The sequence below is a fragment of the Chromohalobacter sp. 48-RD10 genome (genome assembly GCF_029889785.1).
GTDB lineage: Bacteria > Pseudomonadota > Gammaproteobacteria > Pseudomonadales > Halomonadaceae > Chromohalobacter.
Window position 1 is genome coordinate 1 of the sequence record NZ_JARANX010000030.1, and the last position, 16,260, is coordinate 16,260.

The 16,260-nt window shown below is 55.9% G+C and carries 16 protein-coding genes and 2 pseudogenes; 8 read left to right on the forward strand and 10 right to left on the reverse strand.

Going from position 1 to position 16,260, the window contains the following annotated elements; all coding sequences use genetic code 11:
- Nucleotides 1-164: 164 nt before the first annotated feature.
- On the reverse strand, nt 165-1,151 hold the full coding sequence (locus tag OP496_RS15545) for an IS481 family transposase (RefSeq protein ID WP_280564691.1): 987 nt from the start codon (nt 1,149-1,151) through the stop codon (nt 165-167).
- A 90-nt stretch (nt 1,152-1,241) separates the two neighbouring features.
- Nucleotides 1,242-1,823 (reverse strand): annotated as a pseudogene (locus OP496_RS15550) (IS481 family transposase); the annotation flags it as partial.
- 189 nt (nt 1,824-2,012) lie between these two features.
- Here OP496_RS15550 and OP496_RS15555 point away from each other — a divergent pair.
- Genes OP496_RS15555 through OP496_RS15565 form a run of 3 tightly spaced genes read left to right on the forward strand, consistent with a single transcriptional unit; the run spans nt 2,013 to nt 5,997 of the window.
- Nucleotides 2,013-3,902: a Dam family site-specific DNA-(adenine-N6)-methyltransferase gene (locus OP496_RS15555; protein ID WP_280564692.1), complete on the forward strand. Its 1,890-nt coding sequence runs from the start codon at nt 2,013-2,015 to the stop codon at nt 3,900-3,902.
- Nucleotides 3,902-5,650 (forward strand): AlwI family type II restriction endonuclease, encoded by a 1,749-nt coding sequence (locus OP496_RS15560; protein ID WP_280564693.1) that lies wholly within the window; start codon nt 3,902-3,904, stop codon nt 5,648-5,650. The genes OP496_RS15555 and OP496_RS15560 overlap by 1 nt, the downstream gene beginning before the upstream one ends.
- The gene (locus OP496_RS15565; protein WP_280564694.1) at nt 5,647-5,997 is read left to right on the forward strand and encodes a hypothetical protein; all 351 of its coding nucleotides are present in this window, start codon (nt 5,647-5,649) and stop codon (nt 5,995-5,997) included. Before OP496_RS15560 ends, OP496_RS15565 begins: the two co-directional genes overlap by 4 nt.
- Here the strand turns inward: OP496_RS15565 and OP496_RS15570 are convergent.
- The 6 genes and pseudogenes from OP496_RS15570 to OP496_RS15595 all read right to left on the reverse strand — a co-directional run.
- Nucleotides 5,995-6,258: pseudogene (locus tag OP496_RS15570) on the reverse strand (JAB domain-containing protein); the annotation flags it as partial. The gene OP496_RS15565 and the pseudogene OP496_RS15570 overlap by 3 nt on opposite strands.
- An 11-nt stretch (nt 6,259-6,269) precedes the next feature.
- Nucleotides 6,270-6,881 carry a lambda exonuclease family protein gene (locus tag OP496_RS15575; protein ID WP_280564695.1) on the reverse strand — a complete coding sequence of 204 codons (612 nt, stop codon included), beginning with the start codon at nt 6,879-6,881 and terminating at the stop codon, nt 6,270-6,272.
- A gap of 58 nt (nt 6,882-6,939) precedes the next feature.
- Complete coding sequence (locus OP496_RS15580; protein ID WP_280564696.1) at nt 6,940-7,677, reverse strand: ERF family protein; 738 nt, start codon at nt 7,675-7,677, stop codon at nt 6,940-6,942.
- A gap of 11 nt (nt 7,678-7,688) precedes the next feature.
- On the reverse strand, nt 7,689-7,874 hold the full coding sequence (locus OP496_RS15585) for a hypothetical protein (protein WP_280564697.1): 186 nt from the start codon (nt 7,872-7,874) through the stop codon (nt 7,689-7,691).
- A gap of 112 nt (nt 7,875-7,986) precedes the next feature.
- Complete coding sequence (locus tag OP496_RS15590) at nt 7,987-8,955, reverse strand: DUF932 domain-containing protein (RefSeq protein WP_280564698.1); 969 nt, start codon at nt 8,953-8,955, stop codon at nt 7,987-7,989.
- A 63-nt stretch (nt 8,956-9,018) separates the two neighbouring features.
- Nucleotides 9,019-9,339 carry a hypothetical protein gene (locus OP496_RS15595; RefSeq protein ID WP_280564699.1) on the reverse strand — a complete coding sequence of 107 codons (321 nt, stop codon included), beginning with the start codon at nt 9,337-9,339 and terminating at the stop codon, nt 9,019-9,021.
- 683 nt (nt 9,340-10,022) lie between these two features.
- Here OP496_RS15595 and OP496_RS15600 point away from each other — a divergent pair.
- The 5 genes from OP496_RS15600 to OP496_RS15620 all read left to right on the forward strand — a co-directional run bounded on the left by OP496_RS15600 (nt 10,023) and on the right by OP496_RS15620 (nt 15,163).
- A complete protein-coding gene (locus tag OP496_RS15600; protein ID WP_280564700.1) occupies nt 10,023-10,877 on the forward strand; it encodes a transketolase in 855 nt (284 codons plus the stop codon).
- Nucleotides 10,878-10,908: 31 nt separating this feature from the next.
- Nucleotides 10,909-11,913, forward strand: coding sequence for a transketolase family protein (locus OP496_RS15605; RefSeq protein WP_280564701.1), 1,005 nt, complete (start codon nt 10,909-10,911; stop codon nt 11,911-11,913).
- A gap of 15 nt (nt 11,914-11,928) precedes the next feature.
- Complete coding sequence (locus OP496_RS15610; RefSeq protein ID WP_280564702.1) at nt 11,929-12,954, forward strand: alcohol dehydrogenase catalytic domain-containing protein; 1,026 nt, start codon at nt 11,929-11,931, stop codon at nt 12,952-12,954.
- Between the two features lie 59 nt (nt 12,955-13,013).
- Nucleotides 13,014-14,360: a gluconate:H+ symporter gene (locus OP496_RS15615; RefSeq protein ID WP_280564704.1), complete on the forward strand. Its 1,347-nt coding sequence runs from the start codon at nt 13,014-13,016 to the stop codon at nt 14,358-14,360.
- Nucleotides 14,361-14,470: 110 nt separating this feature from the next.
- A complete protein-coding gene (locus OP496_RS15620) occupies nt 14,471-15,163 on the forward strand; it encodes an FCD domain-containing protein (protein WP_280564705.1) in 693 nt (230 codons plus the stop codon).
- Nucleotides 15,164-15,485: 322 nt separating this feature from the next.
- Here OP496_RS15620 and OP496_RS15625 read toward each other — a convergent pair whose 3' ends face one another.
- Entirely contained in the window at nt 15,486-16,010 is a 525-nt protein-coding gene (locus tag OP496_RS15625; protein WP_280564707.1) for a tyrosine-type recombinase/integrase, read from the reverse strand.
- A gap of 182 nt (nt 16,011-16,192) precedes the next feature.
- On the reverse strand, nt 16,193-16,260 hold a 68-nt coding region (locus tag OP496_RS15630), incomplete at its 5' end, for a DUF1732 domain-containing protein (RefSeq protein WP_280564709.1).

Consider the following 16,260-nt stretch of genomic DNA (forward strand, 5'->3'; position numbering starts at 1 on the left):
CGATGCCGAATTGGCTGCCGATGGCGAGAGCAACGAGGGTGGCACGGGTGACAAGGATGGCGAGGACGCCTCAGCGATCTACGAGCATGCCGACACTCGCCAGTAAGCGTGCCGGCTCATCTGGTCCCGCCATCGCCGGTCTGCATTGGCGGCATCGAGAGTTTCTAGGTGTCGGGGCCCGTGTGATTAATTACGCGTTTCCAGAATAATTCGGGCCTGTCGGTCTGCCATTGCTTCATTGCACCGACCGGCGTCTGATGATGCAAGGCCTTTTGATTGATGTGGTGGTTATAGAGCCAGTTGTAGCGTTTGAGCGTGGTTTCCAGATCCTCCCGCGAGTCGAACCGATGCGTGTTCAGTACGTCGCTCACGCGGCCATTGAAGCGCTCGACCATGCCATTGGTCTGCGGCCGGTAAGGCGGGATCAGCCGATGGTCGATGCCATGCTGGTGACAGAACCGATCCACCCGGTGTCTGCCGCTGGGCTGACGCTCACCGCCCGCGGCGAAACGGTCGGTAAAGGTCTTGCCGTTGTCCGTCAGTAGGGTCCTGATCTTGAACGGCGCCCGCTCACGAACGTGTTGCAGGAAGGTATCGGCATCCTGTGCGGATTGATGTTGGCGAACCTCCAGGTAGACCCAGCGCGTCGCGCGGTCGATCGCCACGAAGAGATAGCGCTTGTGGTCTTCATCGGCCATCTGGGGCAGATGCTTGACGTCGACATGAACATAGCCCGGCTCATAGGCCTTGAAGGGCTTATGCGGCGACTGCTGAGCCGCCTTCTCCTGCTTTTCCAACGCCGCCAGGCTGGGCAGGCCTCGGCGTCTCAAGAGGCGTTGCAGTGCTGAGCGTGAGAGGTCTGGATGAAGAAATTCCTTTGCCACCACCAGTAGGTCGTCGACGCTCAAACGCAGGTATTCGCGCAGGGCCACCACGATCTCTTCCTGGACGGGAGACAGCGTCGCGAGCAGGTTGTGTCGCGTGTGGGACCGGTCATGTTGCGTGCTGCGGTAACGCCACCGGGCAATGGTGGGGCACGAGACATGATAACGCCGAGCCAGCTCGCTATCACTGACCGAGGCGGGCGCCTGCTGGATCTCCTGGCGGATGCGCGGTGTGGTGGTTGCCGTCTTATGCAGTTTGATATCCATCTCGCTGCTCCTGGATGAATTGAGCAATGAGGTCACGCGCTGCCAACAGAGGGTAGCTCCTATGGCCTAATCTATCATCCGGCCTCTTACATCTACCTGCTTCATGAACGCGCGTGCACCCTTCGCGGACTGGCTGCTTCTGATTTCCAGATAGACCCAGCGCGTTGCCCTATCGATGGCCACGTACAGGTAGCGCTTCTGCTGCTCATCGGGCATCTGGGGCAGGTGTTTGATGTCGATGTGCACATATCCCGGTTCGTAGTCCTTGAAAGGCTTGTGTCGGGGCTTATCGCCACCACTGGCATCTTGCCGAGCCAGTTCCGCGAGCGTTGGTACCTCGCGCCGCTTGAGCATGCGATGCAAGCCGGAACGTGACAGCCGAGGGTTCAGAAACTCACGGGCCACGATCAGCAGATCATCCAGGCCGAGCCGAAGAAACTCGCGAGCGGCGATCAGCACTTCCTCCTGCTCGGTCGTCAGCGTGGCCAGCAGGTTGTGGCGTGTGTGCGAACGGTCATGGACATCATCACGATACCGCCAACGGCGGATGGTGGAGTCGCCAACACCATACTGTCGGGCCAACTCGCTATCGCTGATACCGGAGGGCGCTGCCTGGATCTCGGCACGAATTTTCGGTGTCGTCGTTGCTTGCTTATGCAGCTTGATGTCCATGAACCTGCTCCCCGATGAATTGCTGTAGAAGCTCTCTGGCTGCCAGCAGAGGATAACTTCTATAGCTCATCTGATCATCAGGGACCCTACAATTACAGACTGATTACAAGCCACCGAAATACATAAATTACTATTGACAAGCACGGCAAATTGGATCAAATTTGATCCAAAATTTCAGGATTCAAATTGATGAAGTGTGTAGCAACAAAGGGTGTAGCCAAAACGATTCAGGCAAAGCCTTTCCTCAAATGGGCGGGCGGCAAAACGCAGCTTCTCGCTGAGCTCAGGGCCAAGGCACCATCCAGCTATGGCCAGTATATTGAGCCATTTATCGGCGGGGGCGCCATGTTCTTCGCCATGCAGCCACGTGCTGGTGTCATCGCCGATTCAAATCCTGAATTGGTTAACGTCTACAAATGTCTTGCCGATAATGTGGAGCAAGTCATAGAGCACCTTGCAAGCTTCAAAAACGATGAAACGGACTTTTATGCAATTCGGGCGTTGCGTGCTGAGGAGCTAGAAAAGGAATATGCAGCTGCTCGTACCATATACCTGAATCGTACTTGTTTTAATGGCCTCTATCGTGTCAATAAGAAAGGTGAGTTCAATGCTCCTTATGGCCGATATAAAAACCCCAGCTTTTGCCAACCAGTAACTTTGCGGGCCGCATCAGAGGCGCTCAAAAATGTAGAGATTATCTGTGGCGATTATAGGGATGTCCTCGCCCAAAAGGCAAAACGTGGTGATTTTATTTTCCTCGATCCGCCCTATTTACCAGTATCGAAATATGCCGACTTCAAGCGGTACACAAAAGAGCAATTCTATGAAGAAGATCACCGCGAACTAGCCGAGGAAGTCGCCCGCCTTCAAAGGTTAGGTTGCCATGTTATCTTGACAAACTCCAACCATCCGCTTGTTCATGAGCTATACGAACCTTACGAAATAGAAATTGTTAACACCCGCCGCAATATTAGTTCAAATGCAGGGAGTCGCACTGCCGAGGACGTAATTGTCAACGTACAACCATATCCGCGTTTCGCTATCCGTGAAGTACCTGCCCCGTTGAATAAAAAGGTATTTGCGTACCCATCCACCCGCTACATGGGGTCAAAAGAGAAGCTTTTGCCCTATATTCAAGACGTAGCATCTCAGTTTGAATTTGATTCAGCCCTAGATCTATTCTCTGGTTCCGGCGTAGTCGGCTATCTGTTCAAGACGATGGGAAAAAGGGTGTTCACTAATGACTACATGGCCATGAGCGCTACGTTCTCAAAAGCCATGGTCGAGAACAATGGCCACACCCTCACTGAGAAGGAAATCGACAAGCTTTTTTCACCTAATCCTAAGGCGAGTCGCTTTGTACAGGAAACTTTCGAAGGGCTTTATTACACGGATGAGGAAAACGCCATCATAGACTTGGTGCGCTCCAACATTTGCAAATTACCCAATAGCGAAAAGCGAGCTATAGCCATGTCGGCGCTCATTCGGGCATGCCTTAAAAAGCGTGCGCGGGGCATATTCACCTATACCGGGTTGCGTTACGATGATGGCCGCGCTGACCTTCGTATGAGCATGGAAGAGCAAATACGAAATGCAGCCAAGCTGATAAATGCTGCCGTCTTTGACAACGGAAAAAAGAACCGTGCGCGTCATGGTGATGCCATGACGACTCGATACAAAGCAGATCTTGTCTATATTGATCCTCCTTATTACAGCCCACTTTCCGATAATGAATACGTCCGGCGTTATCATTTCGTAGAAGGACTGGCCCGGAACTGGGAAGATGTAGACATGCAATGGCATACTAAGACGAAGAAATTCAAAAACTACCCGACTCCGTTTAGCACACGCTTTGGAGCTATAGATGCTTTCGACAAGCTATTTCGACGTCTAAAAGACAGTATTTTACTTGTGTCGTATTCGTCAAACTCGCAGCCAACCCGCGAGGAGATCATATCGCTCATGTCCAAATACAAACGGCATGTCGAGGTGATTGACATCGATTATCGATACAGCTTTGCTAACCAAAGCAATGATACAAAGAACGCAGTACAAGAATATCTATTTGTAGGCTATTGATGATGCTCTGGCATATTGGCAATACAACTGTTCGCACACCCTACCGCCTCCGCGACGCCTTGCGAGTTTTGCAAGGCTCGCCGTTAAACGGCAACATATTGGGCCAGGCTCAGGAAAACACCTTTGCCTCTCTATTGCATGACGAAGGCATACTCAATGCTCCCCGAGTAGCCGAGGGTAAGGACGCATCTGATCTTGGGCGTAAATGGCGGGCAGCGCTTTCGCAGCTGGGCTTTATCACTCCGCAGCTCACGAGAGGTATTCACAGCGGCACGACCGATCCAGCCTTAGCCGCTTCGACCGAAGATATTGAACAGCTTTCTGGCCGTCCCTATGAAATCACGCCAAACGGCTACCGTCTTGCGCATTCCGAAATCATCACCGCGCAACAGGAATGCTTTCTGCGCTCGCTTGCGAGCTATCGCATTCCCTCGCCGATCGAGCATCAATATACCGGCGATAGCTTTTCTCCGTTGCGCTTCACGCTACGCGTGATGCAGGGCCTAGCCGAAGGCGGACACGTCGCGACACTTTCCTTTCAGGAGCTTGCCCTCTTCGTGCAAACTTCGACCCCGGCAAATGGCATCAATAACACCGTAAGGAAGATCGTAAATTTTAGACAGGGGCGCGATGAGGCACGAGGAAATGTCCGCGCCTATGACCGCAGGTTTTACGAAGATATAGCCGCCGAGATCGACCGCCAGACCAGTACGCTCGATGATTATGCCGACCTTTCTTTCCGTTATTTGAAAGCCACTGGCCTTTTCCGCACCGCAGGGCGCGGCATAGCCCTTTCCCAACCTCGCGCGCAGCTTGCCGCCTTGTTGCTTGATGAGGAAGAAACCACACTCGATAACAAGCCTTATTTTTATGCGCTCTGGCAAGGTGCGAAGTTACCTACTGATAACGCCGAATCTTCCAATACCGTGGTGCAAGATCTTGTAGAGCAGCTCCAGGACCGTGGCGTTCAGGTAGAGGCGCCTGCAGCCGATACGCCTTTGCCAAATCTTGAACAGTTCCGGCACGAGCTAGACGCTATGCTCTTGCAGCTCGACGAACAGGAATATGCTGACCGGCAAGCCGATGAACTGGATGAAATCATGGCATGGCTTGAAGCCATACCGACTCGTAGCAGCGCCACTTTACCGGACGGCAATAGGGTAACAATTCCACGCGGGGAGGGCCCGGTCTATCTAGAATGGGCTATATGGCGCGCATTCCTTGCTATGGACAGCCTTTGCCATCCGCCTTGGGAAGCCCGGCGCTTCCAGATCGACCAAGACTTCCTACCGGTTAATTGTGCCCCCGGCGGCGGGCCTGATATGGTTTTTGAATTCGAGGATGCCATTATCGTGGTGGAAGTCACCCTAACCACCTCATCACGGCAGGAGGCCGCCGAGGGCGAGCCAGTTCGCCGTCATGTTGCGCAATACACCGAAACATCGACTAAACCTGTCTATGGTCTGTTTATCGCTGTAAAGATTGATAGCAATACAGCCCATACCTTCCGTTCCGGTGACTGGTATCTGTCAGATGACAGCAAAATATCTCTCGATATTGTGCCACTCACCCTTGGGGACTTCGGGAACTTTCTTGCATCTGGCAGTGAACGGCTGGCCGATATGCCTGGATTGCTGCGCCAGCTCATGATTGAATGCCGCGCCAGGGCCAATCAGGATGCGCCCCAATGGAAACAGTCAATCCGTACGATTGTGCAGCGTGTTTCCGGTCACGGAGGCGCAGCATGAGTGATAAACGGATCAAGCTAGCCGCTCTGATTGAGGCCGGCATAATCAAACCCAACTTTCCCATTCATGTGAACTTTAGGGGCAAGGGTTTTCGCGCCGAGATTGACTCGGACGGCTTCGTGCTAATGAACGGCAAACGCCATACATCACTGTCAATCGCTGGCGGTGTTGTCCGCGCTACCGTATCGGGCAAACCCGATGACGGCCTGCATTATCGCCGCGTCAATGGCTGGACGTTCTGGCGATATATCGACGAAGATGGCCAGACAAAGCCGGTGGACGATTTAAGAAAAAAATACAAGGCGAGCAGACCTTTGACGCTAGAAGATAAGAAAAACGATGCTTAACGAAACAAGAAAAAGCTCTTCGAAACGGATAACGCGATGCTGGCTGTCGAGGAACAGGGCGCTGAACATCTCGTGCTCATAGTCCTGCATCAGCACCTGAAGATACTCGAAGACCGATGATGGCTGGTTGATCTTGCGCCCCTTGGCCAGTCGGCGCCGGGCGAGTCGTTTGGCGATCTGCAGCAGTTCGCCTTCGGTCACCGCCTCGGTGACGTGATAGGTGCCGGCGACTTCGCCGGCAATCAATTTACGGTGGGTCATGGTGTGTCTCCTCAGGCGGCCATCACCAGCGCCATGCGGCGCTCCAGTTCTTCGTGGAAGGCGTCGACCCGCTCAGCGATGGTGCGGATCATCGCCTCGTCCCGATAGGCGCGTTTCACGAACAGCGGCATCCCCGGCCAATAGCTGACGAAATCGAACCACTCTCGCTCGCTGACCCACAGGCCGCCCTGGCATTGGGCGACATGTTCCGGGGGCAGCTCACCGGCCAGCAGCAACTCGATCTGATACTTGGGCAGCTTGGTCTTGATTTCGGCGAGACCGCTGCGGTCCACCAGGCAGTCGGGCGAGTAGCCGACGCCGTGATTGAGGATGATGCCCACCTGCTCCAGGTGCGGCAGCCCCGTCGCCTCGTGGTAGAGTTCGCGGGCCACCGGCTCCAGGGCGTGGCCGCGTTGGGTGTGGGCATTGCCCTGGAAGGCATTGGAAGGCTCGCCGGTGATGCGCTCACCGATCAACTGATGCATGTAGCTCAGCGCCCCGGTGCCGAAGCCGCCCGGTCCCTTGCCTTTGACCAGCAATGTTTTCAGCTCAGACATGGTGACGATGCCCAGCCGGGCGGCATGCCACTCGGGCGTGCCCTGGTCGAGTGTCAGGGTCTGCATGACGATCTCCTTTTGCGATAACGCGGCATAGACCGCGAGGGGAACCCCTCGCGGCCGGTCAGTGAGGTTGTGAGTAGGGCTGGACCCGTTTCTGCAGGGAGGCGCGCAACTTGTCGAAATCGCTGCGTGGCACCTGCTCGGCATCGCCGTACTTGTCGACGAACCACTCCTGGGTAGCCGTCTGGCAGGCGCCCATCAGTTGCCTGATCTGGCCCGCCTGAAACGCGGTCACGCGCTTCACCGAGACGGCGGCATGCCCGTTGTCGTCCTGGCCCCGGGTGGTGATATTGAGCAAGGCGCAGAGCACGTAGCGTTTGCCATAGCTGGTCGACGAACCGAAGGCCTGGACAGCATTCTTGTTGCCGCTTACGTCCGCCGGCAGCAGCATGCTGGTCTCTTCCCGGTGGCCGTCCTGGTGCATCAGCACGCCGGTGACCTGAATCGCACGCTCTTGGGTCTGGATGCGAAAGCTCACCACGAAGCCGTGCTTCTGCATGATCGGGCGCACGGTATCGACGATGTCCTCCAGCGTGGCGTAGTGGCCGTTGTTGCCCTGGCCACGTTCGGCGATGCTCGGCAGTTCGGTCTGCATGGCCGCCATGGCGGCGCTGTAGGCCATGAGCGCCTGGCGATCCAGTACCCGCTCCTGCATCTGCAGCAGACGCTCCATCTTGTCGATGTTGACGTCGGGATTGAGGGCGGCCCGCTCGATTACCTGAATGATCGCGGTGCTGTCCTGATCGGACTGGGCCACCGGCGTTTGGCCGTTGGCATTGGGCTTGATGGGGGTTGCCATGACGGCCTCCGTTAGCGATAGCGGTTGATGACATCATCGAGCTGGTCGGCACGGACCGGCTCCAAGGACACGGCCACGCGGTAGAGACGACCCTCGGCCAGCACGTGGGTGTCCGTCGTGTGTTCCCCGGCCCTCAACAGTTGACGCGTCAACCGGGTCAGGACGCGGTAGGTCTCGGACGTCATGCGGGGTTGCATCGATACCTCCAGAAACAGCGACGCCCGGCCTGAAAAGGGCCGGGCGCACTGCCGTGATAGAAATGGATGGGGCTGTGTGACCTGCCGCCGGTGTCGTAGCGCTCGCGGCCGATCAGGCCACCAGCGCAAGCGCGGACTCCAGGGCTTTATCCTTGAGGTTGGCCCCCTGGCCGAACCAGGCAGCGTCCATACGGTAGTCGCTGCTGCGGGCGCGCTTTTCGTGATCGACGTACTCAGTGACCGCGTTGAGCAGGCCCCAGGCGGTACCTTGCGCCGTACACAGTTGTGAACCACGTCCTTCGTCCTGGTAGAGCTTCTGGACGCGATTGAGGGCACGGCCATTGGGCAGCCTGGAAGGGTGGTCCAGCGGGCCGTCGGTATTGCAGATGACCGACTGGAAATACGTCTGGGCTTCCGCCTGGCTGACTTTGCGCTCGGCCAGGGTCTTCATGCGGACCATGAAGTCGTCCCACTGCGAGACCGAGAGGCCCAGTTGTTGCTTGACCAACTGCGGGCGAAACTCGGTGCTGTGTGGCACCTTCACGCCTTGCGACATGCCATCTACAGCAATGGACAGAGTGTTGTGGCAGACCACCCGCACCGAGGTGGGCGTCGCCACCGTGGCCAGGGATCCGTCACATGACGTGGCCAGCAGTAGGTAGTCGTTGACCTGATCTTGCCCCTTCAGAGCCCCGCCCAGACCACTGCGGGCCAGTGCCCAGAACTTGCGACCGCCCTTGAGCACCCCGGCGGTCTCGAGCTCATAACCCGCGTATTCCGTGAGATCGCGGTAGAACGCCAGCACCTCTTCCGGCTGCACCACCTTGTAGCGCTGAGAGACCACCGACAGCGGCGCCTGAGTATCGGAACGGTAGAGCACCTTCTGTTCGGGGAAGGAATGGATGCTACCTAGATGTGACGCCGAATCGGCAATGAAACGCACCGGCGATGCCTCGATGTGCCAGTCCATGCCGGCCTGTTGTCGCCAGACCTCCAGCGGCTGATGGCGGGACAGCTGTTGCCCCAGACCATGCCAGGGGGTATCGCCGACGTAGGCCATTTGCTCAATCAGATGGGCCATGAGAAAGCTCCTGAATGAAAAAAGCCGGCAAACGCCGGCTGGGTGAAGAGGGAGAGAACAGCGTCAGTCCCGCACGCGGAAGGCGTGACCACAGCCCAGACAGAGCCAGGGGGACCCTTCGCCGGGGGGGGGCAGTAGATGACGGATCATTTGGTTGCCGGCCGCAGCACCGGCGATACCGCCGGAGGCGCCGGCAATGACCGCACTCGCCACGCGACTGAGCGGCAGATGCGGGGACGGCACCGTCGGCACTCTGACGGCGTAAAGCGATTCATGGACGCTCTTGAGGCTGCCGGCCAGCGCGCCGGCGGCGATGCCGAGCTTGCGGGCCGTCTCGAGATTGATGAGGTGCTGTGAGTGACAGCGCCTGCAGGGTGGGGGCATATCACGACTCCTGTGGCGGTGACGAAAGCCCGGGGAGGGCTTGGCTCACAGGAGTGATATAGGTCTCAAATTTTTTCCAATCAGGGGTTTTGTATAACTATATGAAAATTATAGAAATATACACTAACTTTGGCCTAAGGGCGAAACTAGTCGTTCCGTGGCAGTCGCATATAGAGATTGGTTCTCATTTTAAGCTAGGCAAGTGAACCCGGTATTCGTCAAATGTCGCTGAGATGATCCGCTTAGCCCAAACTATTCAGACTCAATGTCAAGCGCTTGAGGGTGGGTCGGACTATGCCCGGCATGGGCTGTACGGGCTCATATCTGATCATCTGCAAAAGTGATGTCCAAGCACCAGTGCGCTTGATTGTTGACACGCCAGTACTGGCAAATCATCCGTACCAAGATGGTGTCATCAGCACTCTTGGGTGATTTTGCCGTCCATACCATCCTCTTTGTCGTCGTGGAGCTTCTATCGTGCCTCAATACCGGGGCCTGGCTCCAAATTCAATGACGAAAATCCTTCATATTGGTTGACCAATTTAGAATAAAAATGACCCTCTGATACCGATATTCTGTATAAAACCCAGTTTATAGGCCTTTTTTAAACAAATGTCTAAGTTTCAAGCCATCTGAGATGATCCATATTGGTAGTACCAATTTGGAGAAGTCAGGAGGCAAGTATGCAGGAGGTCGATGAACGCGCACGCGCTCACCAAGCACTGGAAAAGCATGCTTGGCGGATTCGTCGTAATGCACTGCGTATGGGTGAAGTCCAAGGCCAGGGGTACGTCGGCCAAGCGCTCGGTGTGGCTGATGTCTTGGCTGTGTCGTATTTCCACGCGACGCGTTATCGCGCCGAGGAGCCTAAGTGGGAAGGGCGGGATCGGTTCCTGTTATCAATCGGTCACTATGCGATTGGTCTATACGCTGCGTTACTAGAAGCCGGTTTCGTACCCCAGGACGAACTCGAATCCTATGGAAGCGACGACAGCCGGCTGCCGATGTCCGGTATGGCGCCTTATACACCTGGTATGGAGATCACTGGTGGTTCGTTGGGCCACGGACTTGGCATCGCCGTAGGAATGTCGCTCGCCCTTAAGCGAAAAGCTTCGGACGCATTCGTTTATAATTTGCTTTCAGACGGCGAGTTGAACGAAGGCGCGACATGGGAAGCTGCCATGTCCGCATCCCATCATGCGCTCGACAATCTCATCGCGATCGTAGATATCAACGATCAACAGGCTGACGGCCCATCATCGACCACGCTCGGCTTCGAACCGATCGTGGATCGCTGGCAGGCGTTCGGTTGGTATGTCCAGCGCGTTGATGGCAATGATTTGAACGCTTTGGTAGAGGCATTCGATAACGCTCGCGGGCATAGCGAGGGCAAGCCGCGCGTGATTCTGTGCGACACCCTTATGGGCAAGGGCGTGCCATTTCTCGAGCAGCGCGACAAGACTCATTTTATCCGGGTTGATGAGGACGAATGGCAGATGGCACTAGACGTGCTCGATGCTGACCAACCCACTCAATGAGAACCCAAACCTCGACAACGGAGCATGATTGATGACTTCCGCAGATGTGCGCCCCCATAAGAAGCTCAAGACTTCGGCGATGATCGCTTCGATTGCCGATGAAAATCAGCCGACCCGACCGGCACCATTCGGCCATGCTTTGGTCGAGCTGGCCAGGCAGCGCTCGAATATTGTTGGCCTGTCGGGCGATCTGGCCAAATACACCGACCTACATATTTTCGCCCGTGAGTATCCAGACCAGTTCTATCAGATGGGCATGGCCGAGCAACTGCTTATGGGAGCTTCCGCAGGTTTTGCGCGCGAAGGCTTTATGCCGTTTGTAACAACCTACGCGGTGTTTGCCACCCGGCGCGCCTATGACTTCATTGCTATGGACATCGCCGAGGAAAACCTCAACGTCAAAATTGCCTGCGCGTTGCCAGGACTTACTACCGGCTATGGGCCAAGCCATCAGGCAACTGAAGACATCGCCATCTTCCGCGGTATGCCGAATCTCACGATCGTGGATCCTTGCGATGCGCTGGATATCGAGCAGGCGGTGCCGGCAATTGCCGCCCATGACGGCCCCGTGTACATGCGCCTACCGCGAGGCAAGGTTCCGGTGGTGCTCGACGACTATCCTGAATATCGGTTCGAGTTGGGTCAGGCCAAGCGGCTGACCGAGGGCCGGGATGCGTTGATCATTGCTTCGGGCCTGATGACCATGCGGGCTCTTGAAGCAGCAGAGCAGCTCAAAAAAGATGGGATCCACCTGCGTGTGGTGCATTCACCGACCATAAAGCCACTCGACGACGCCACAATTCTAAGCGAGGTGCAGGATGTCGATGGGTTGACCGTGGTAGCCGAAAACCACTCCCGTGTGGGAGGTCTAGGCGAAGCGGTGGCAAGCCTTCTTATGCGAAATCGCGTGGCAAGTCCCTTTCATCAGATCGCATTGCCCGATGAATTCCTCGGCGCAGGCGCCTTGCCAACCCTGCATGATCAGTACGGCCTTTCGACCGACGCGGTCGTATCTCAAATAAAGAACTGGCTGTAAGCCTGGAGTTCTGTCATGAAAGCATCCCTATTCAGTGCGCTTGAGCATCTAGAGTTCATCGATATCGAAAAGCCGTACCTGGCCGCCGATGACGATGTAATCATCGAAGTCCAGCGCGTAGGAATCTGCGGTTCGGAAGTGCATGCCTTTAAGGGCACGCACCCGTTTCGCAATCCACCAAGCATCCTCGGCCATGAAGTGGTCGGTCGCGTGATCGAAGCCGGCTCAGCGGTTGATCATGTTGTTCTCGGCGATCATGTCGTCGTGGAACCTCATTATGGCTGCGGTGAATGCGCCCGCTGCATGGCTGGCGACTATAATCTGTGCATGGCTAAGACCATCCTCGGAACCGCTGCTTGGCCTGGCGCGTTTGCGGAGTATCTGCGTGTACCTGCACGGACCGTCTATCCTGTCGATACCTCACTGCCGCTAGAACTGGCCGCTCTGATTGAGCCCTTGGCCGTCGGGATGCATGCGGCTCGTGTCGCTGCGATCAAACCAGGTGATCGAGTCGCCGTCCTAGGCTCCGGGCCGATCGGTCTGGCTACGGCGATTGCCGCTCACGCAGCTGGTGCAGGCGAAATCGTGATGACTGATGCGACTGATCGCAACCTCGCTATTGCCCGCGAACTCCTGCCATCCGAAGCACTGGATATCCGCAGTGCCGAAACCGCTGACCGGCTAGCGGAGCTGGCCGGTAGCTGCGATGAAGTCTTTCTCTCGGTCGGGCTCGGTTCCGTAGTTGAAGCTGCATTTCAGCTCGTACGTCGTAAAGGGCGAGTCGTATCGATTGCGCTGTTCGAGGAGCCAATCGCGATTGATCTCAACAGCGTGATGATCGGCGAGTTCACGTTGCGCGGCTCCTCCATGTATGTGCGGGAGGATTTTCAGGCCGCCGTCGATCTAGTCACTAGCCGTCGATATCCGCTGGAAAAACTGATCACCCATCGGTTCGTTTTCGATGACATCGATGATGCCATGGAGCTTGCCGCTGAGCGAACCGATCAACCGATCAAGGTCATTCTCGAGATGACCGATTAGCCCGTCCCTCATCGCCTGCTACCCACAGGTAGCTCACGACACAATAACCAGGAGATACTATGCTCACTGGAAGCGCCTTGATCGCAGTCTTTATCTGCGCGCTGATCACTCTTTTTGTTCTCATTCTGTTTCTTCGCTGGGAAGCCTACATCGCTCTACTCGTGGTGGCTGTAGCCACTGGTGTGATTGCCGGCGTGCCATTGGAAAAGATCCCCGATACAATCACTAGCGGCTTCGGTAGTACGCTCGGCGGCGTCGGCATCCTGATTGGGCTAGGCATTATTCTAGGCCAGTTGATGGAGCATGCGGGTGCGATCAATCGTATTGCCCAGGCACTCCTCCGACTGTTCGGCCCGCGCCAGGCAACAAGTGCGGTAGCTGGTACCGGGCTGGTGGTCGGCATCCCGCTATTCTTTGATGCTGCTTTCGTCATTCTGAATGGCATCATCCGGCGGCTGTCATCGCGTACCGGCCATGCTTACAGTAAGCTGGTACTGTCCCTCTCGGTGGGTTTGATCACGGCCTATTGTTTTGTCATCCCAACACCAGCGCCACTGCTGGTGGTCGACCAGCTTAAGGTCGATATAGGCGCCTTCTTCATTTACGGCCTGATCGTTGCCACGCCAGCGATCGCTGTTGCCGCGCTGGTCTACGGCCCGATCATCTCCCGCAATGAGGCGCCTCTGCCACCGGATGACGCTGCAACGGATGCTAAAGACGCCAGCACACACCGGCGCCCAATCTCGACGTTTCTGTCCTTCTTCGTCATTGGCTTGCCAATTGGCCTAATCCTGCTCAACACGATGTTCGGCTTTGCTCTGCCGAACTCGCCGTTAACTCCGTTTTTCGCGTTCGTCGGCGACAAAAACATGGCGCTCCTAATCAGTGTCATATTCGCGGCAATCGTGCTACGTCCCTATATGAGTACAAAGCCTCATCAGGCTTATGTGGAGGCATTTCAGTCGGCCGGTCTGATTCTACTGATCACCGGCGCCGGCGGCAGTTTCGGTGCGATCGTAAAAACCACCGGCATCGGCGACGACCTAATTCACTTGATGCAGAACTGGCAGATGCCGCTGTTGTTGCTTGGCTTTCTCTTCGCCCAAACCCTGCGCGTGGCATTGGGTTCGTCAACGGTAGCGCTGATTACCACAGCCTCGATTATCGGGCCCAGCGCGGTATCTTTGGACATCTCGCCGATATTGCTAGGGCTTGCTATCTGCAGTGGTGGCATCGGCCTGTCGATGCCCAACGACTCGGGCTTCTGGGTGGTTTCGCGGTTCTCCGGTATGACTGTGCGCCAAACTCTCAAGACTTGGACCGCAGGCGGTTTTGTGGCTGGCCTAACCGGGCTGGCGATGGTTTATATCTTGAGTCTGCTAGCCCCCGTGCTGCCCGGCCTGTAATCTGGTGGTGTACTAATCTTAGGCGTTAGCGGTCCCTGGCCGCGGCGCTGTGACACTTTTTCGTCTGAGCAGGTTGCTATCATGCAGACAGTATTTTCACTCGTTAGCGAATGAGCAGCACGATTCAAACGTTACTTCCGTTCATGCGGCGGCTCGCCACCATTGCCAGTGTGGATCGCCAAGGACGATTGCGGTTACCGCCGGAACGGGCACTAGCTACTCAGTTCGACATGCAGCGTAGCCGCATGCGGGAGTATCTCGCCACGCTAGAACACTTGGGTTTCATACAGCGCACACAGGGGCGTGGCACGTTCCTGCAGATGCCGAACCCGGATTTTCTGCAGCTATATTTCGACTTGGCGTTGCAACTGAACTATGTTTCGGTCGAATCGCTGGAGAGCGCGCGCGAAATGCTCGAGAGAGAGATCGTACAAAGCGCGGCCGCCCAAGTTCGACCAAACGATATCGCTCACCTGCGTTATCTGGGGGATCGCATCAAGGCGCCCAAGGATATCGAGGACGGTATTTCAGCCGATTACGAGTTCCACGAGCATCTAGCTTGGATGACTGGCAACCCGATCATCGTCATGCTTATTCAGGGGCTGGCCTCGGTCCTGCGTCAGGTTTTATTCCACCGACGTGTACTGGTTCGCGGCAATACCAACGCCGCCGAACAGACCAACGCGACACACGACGCAATTATATATGCGCTTGAAGCAGGCGACCCGGAAGCTGCGCGCGAAGCCATGCAGCGTCATTTCCAAGTATGGAATGAACAGTCAATCGCAATACAGGCTAACTAAACGGGGAAAACCTACACGCATGAACGGGGTCTGATCGCAGAATCAAAGCCGTCTCTTGGCTGATGTGGCTGGAAGTCGTATCTACACATTCCCCATCTAGCCTGATTTTCCTCAGAGGGGTAGAGCTGAAACCTTAGCCGGATGGTGGTTCAGGCATGTCCTGGAATTACCGCCTTACTGACGTCTTCAAAGCTGGGATCGAGGTATCCATGATCAACCGAAGCCACTTGTGGTTACACTGCTCTAAGTGCAACTAACGCTGCCACCTTGGTCATTGCCTTCTTGCGCTCTTCAAAGTAGTCGTAACGGTCGTAGATGCCTTCTACCCCTTGAGCTTGTGATTCAGGCAGCGCTCCGCGACATGGCCAGGCGTGCCTGTGGCAGCCAGCAGGCTCCGACAGGTCCGGCGAAGGTCGTGGACAGTAAATATGGCGATATCCCCCATCTTGTTCTCTGGTTGCAGCTTTCTGCCTGGCTCTTGGCCGAACAATTTGGCAATGGCACGATTCAGTGTGTCCTTGCCCATGTGGGGTTGCTTGCTGCTGCGTCGATTAGGGAACACAAACTCTGAGCCACAGGCACGTACCTGAAGTTCCTTCAACCAGTCGATGGTCTGTGGCGGAAGCGGTACTCTGATCCCGACGCCTGACTTGCTGCGCTCCCCGGGCAGTTGCCACTGGCCGTTTTTCAGGTTGAACTCCTCCCACTTAGCTTCAGTCGGTTCGGTCTTCCTTGTCCCCAATACGAGAAGGAGGGCATAGGCGAGATAGTTCTCCCGACTGAAGCTTGCGTTGTTTTCCCTGAAAACTTGAAAGACTTGATTCCTGACGATGACCCGTACATGCATGGGGGTGACGTTCTCCAGGGCGCACCCTTCCGGGGAATCATCAAGTACAGGCCGTTGCCATCGGTGTGCCGTCCTTGATCAGAGCCTGGACCTTCCTGGCAGTAAAAATCCCCATCATTTTTTCCTGCAGCTGTTTATATAAAAAACAATAAGTTATGGAATTTCATGGATGGGCGTAGACATCACTCGATATTTTGTATCTGCTCCCTCATCTGTTCGATCAACACCTTGAGCTCCACTGCGCAGCGGG

Excerpts from the sequence above, each read along its gene's own strand:
- OP496_RS15560 (WP_280564693.1), top strand. The coding sequence starts at position 3,902 with ATGATGCTCTGGCATATTGGCAATACAACTGTTCGCACACCCTACCGC.
- OP496_RS15585 (WP_280564697.1), bottom strand. The coding sequence starts at position 7,874 with ATGCAACCCCGCATGACGTCCGAGACCTACCGCGTCCTGACCCGGTTG.
- OP496_RS15620 (WP_280564705.1), top strand. The coding sequence starts at position 14,471 with ATGAGCAGCACGATTCAAACGTTACTTCCGTTCATGCGGCGGCTCGCC.
- OP496_RS15600 (WP_280564700.1), top strand. The coding sequence starts at position 10,023 with ATGCAGGAGGTCGATGAACGCGCACGCGCTCACCAAGCACTGGAAAAG.
- OP496_RS15575 (WP_280564695.1), bottom strand. The coding sequence starts at position 6,881 with ATGCAGACCCTGACACTCGACCAGGGCACGCCCGAGTGGCATGCCGCC.
- OP496_RS15555 (WP_280564692.1), top strand. The coding sequence starts at position 2,013 with ATGAAGTGTGTAGCAACAAAGGGTGTAGCCAAAACGATTCAGGCAAAG.
- OP496_RS15590 (WP_280564698.1), bottom strand. The coding sequence starts at position 8,955 with ATGGCCCATCTGATTGAGCAAATGGCCTACGTCGGCGATACCCCCTGG.
- OP496_RS15545 (WP_280564691.1), bottom strand. The coding sequence starts at position 1,151 with ATGGATATCAAACTGCATAAGACGGCAACCACCACACCGCGCATCCGC.
- OP496_RS15615 (WP_280564704.1), top strand. The coding sequence starts at position 13,014 with ATGCTCACTGGAAGCGCCTTGATCGCAGTCTTTATCTGCGCGCTGATC.
- OP496_RS15580 (WP_280564696.1), bottom strand. The coding sequence starts at position 7,677 with ATGGCAACCCCCATCAAGCCCAATGCCAACGGCCAAACGCCGGTGGCC.
- OP496_RS15625 (WP_280564707.1), bottom strand. The coding sequence starts at position 16,010 with ATGCATGTACGGGTCATCGTCAGGAATCAAGTCTTTCAAGTTTTCAGG.
- OP496_RS15605 (WP_280564701.1), top strand. The coding sequence starts at position 10,909 with ATGACTTCCGCAGATGTGCGCCCCCATAAGAAGCTCAAGACTTCGGCG.
- OP496_RS15565 (WP_280564694.1), top strand. The coding sequence starts at position 5,647 with ATGAGTGATAAACGGATCAAGCTAGCCGCTCTGATTGAGGCCGGCATA.
- OP496_RS15610 (WP_280564702.1), top strand. The coding sequence starts at position 11,929 with ATGAAAGCATCCCTATTCAGTGCGCTTGAGCATCTAGAGTTCATCGAT.
- OP496_RS15595 (WP_280564699.1), bottom strand. The coding sequence starts at position 9,339 with ATGCCCCCACCCTGCAGGCGCTGTCACTCACAGCACCTCATCAATCTC.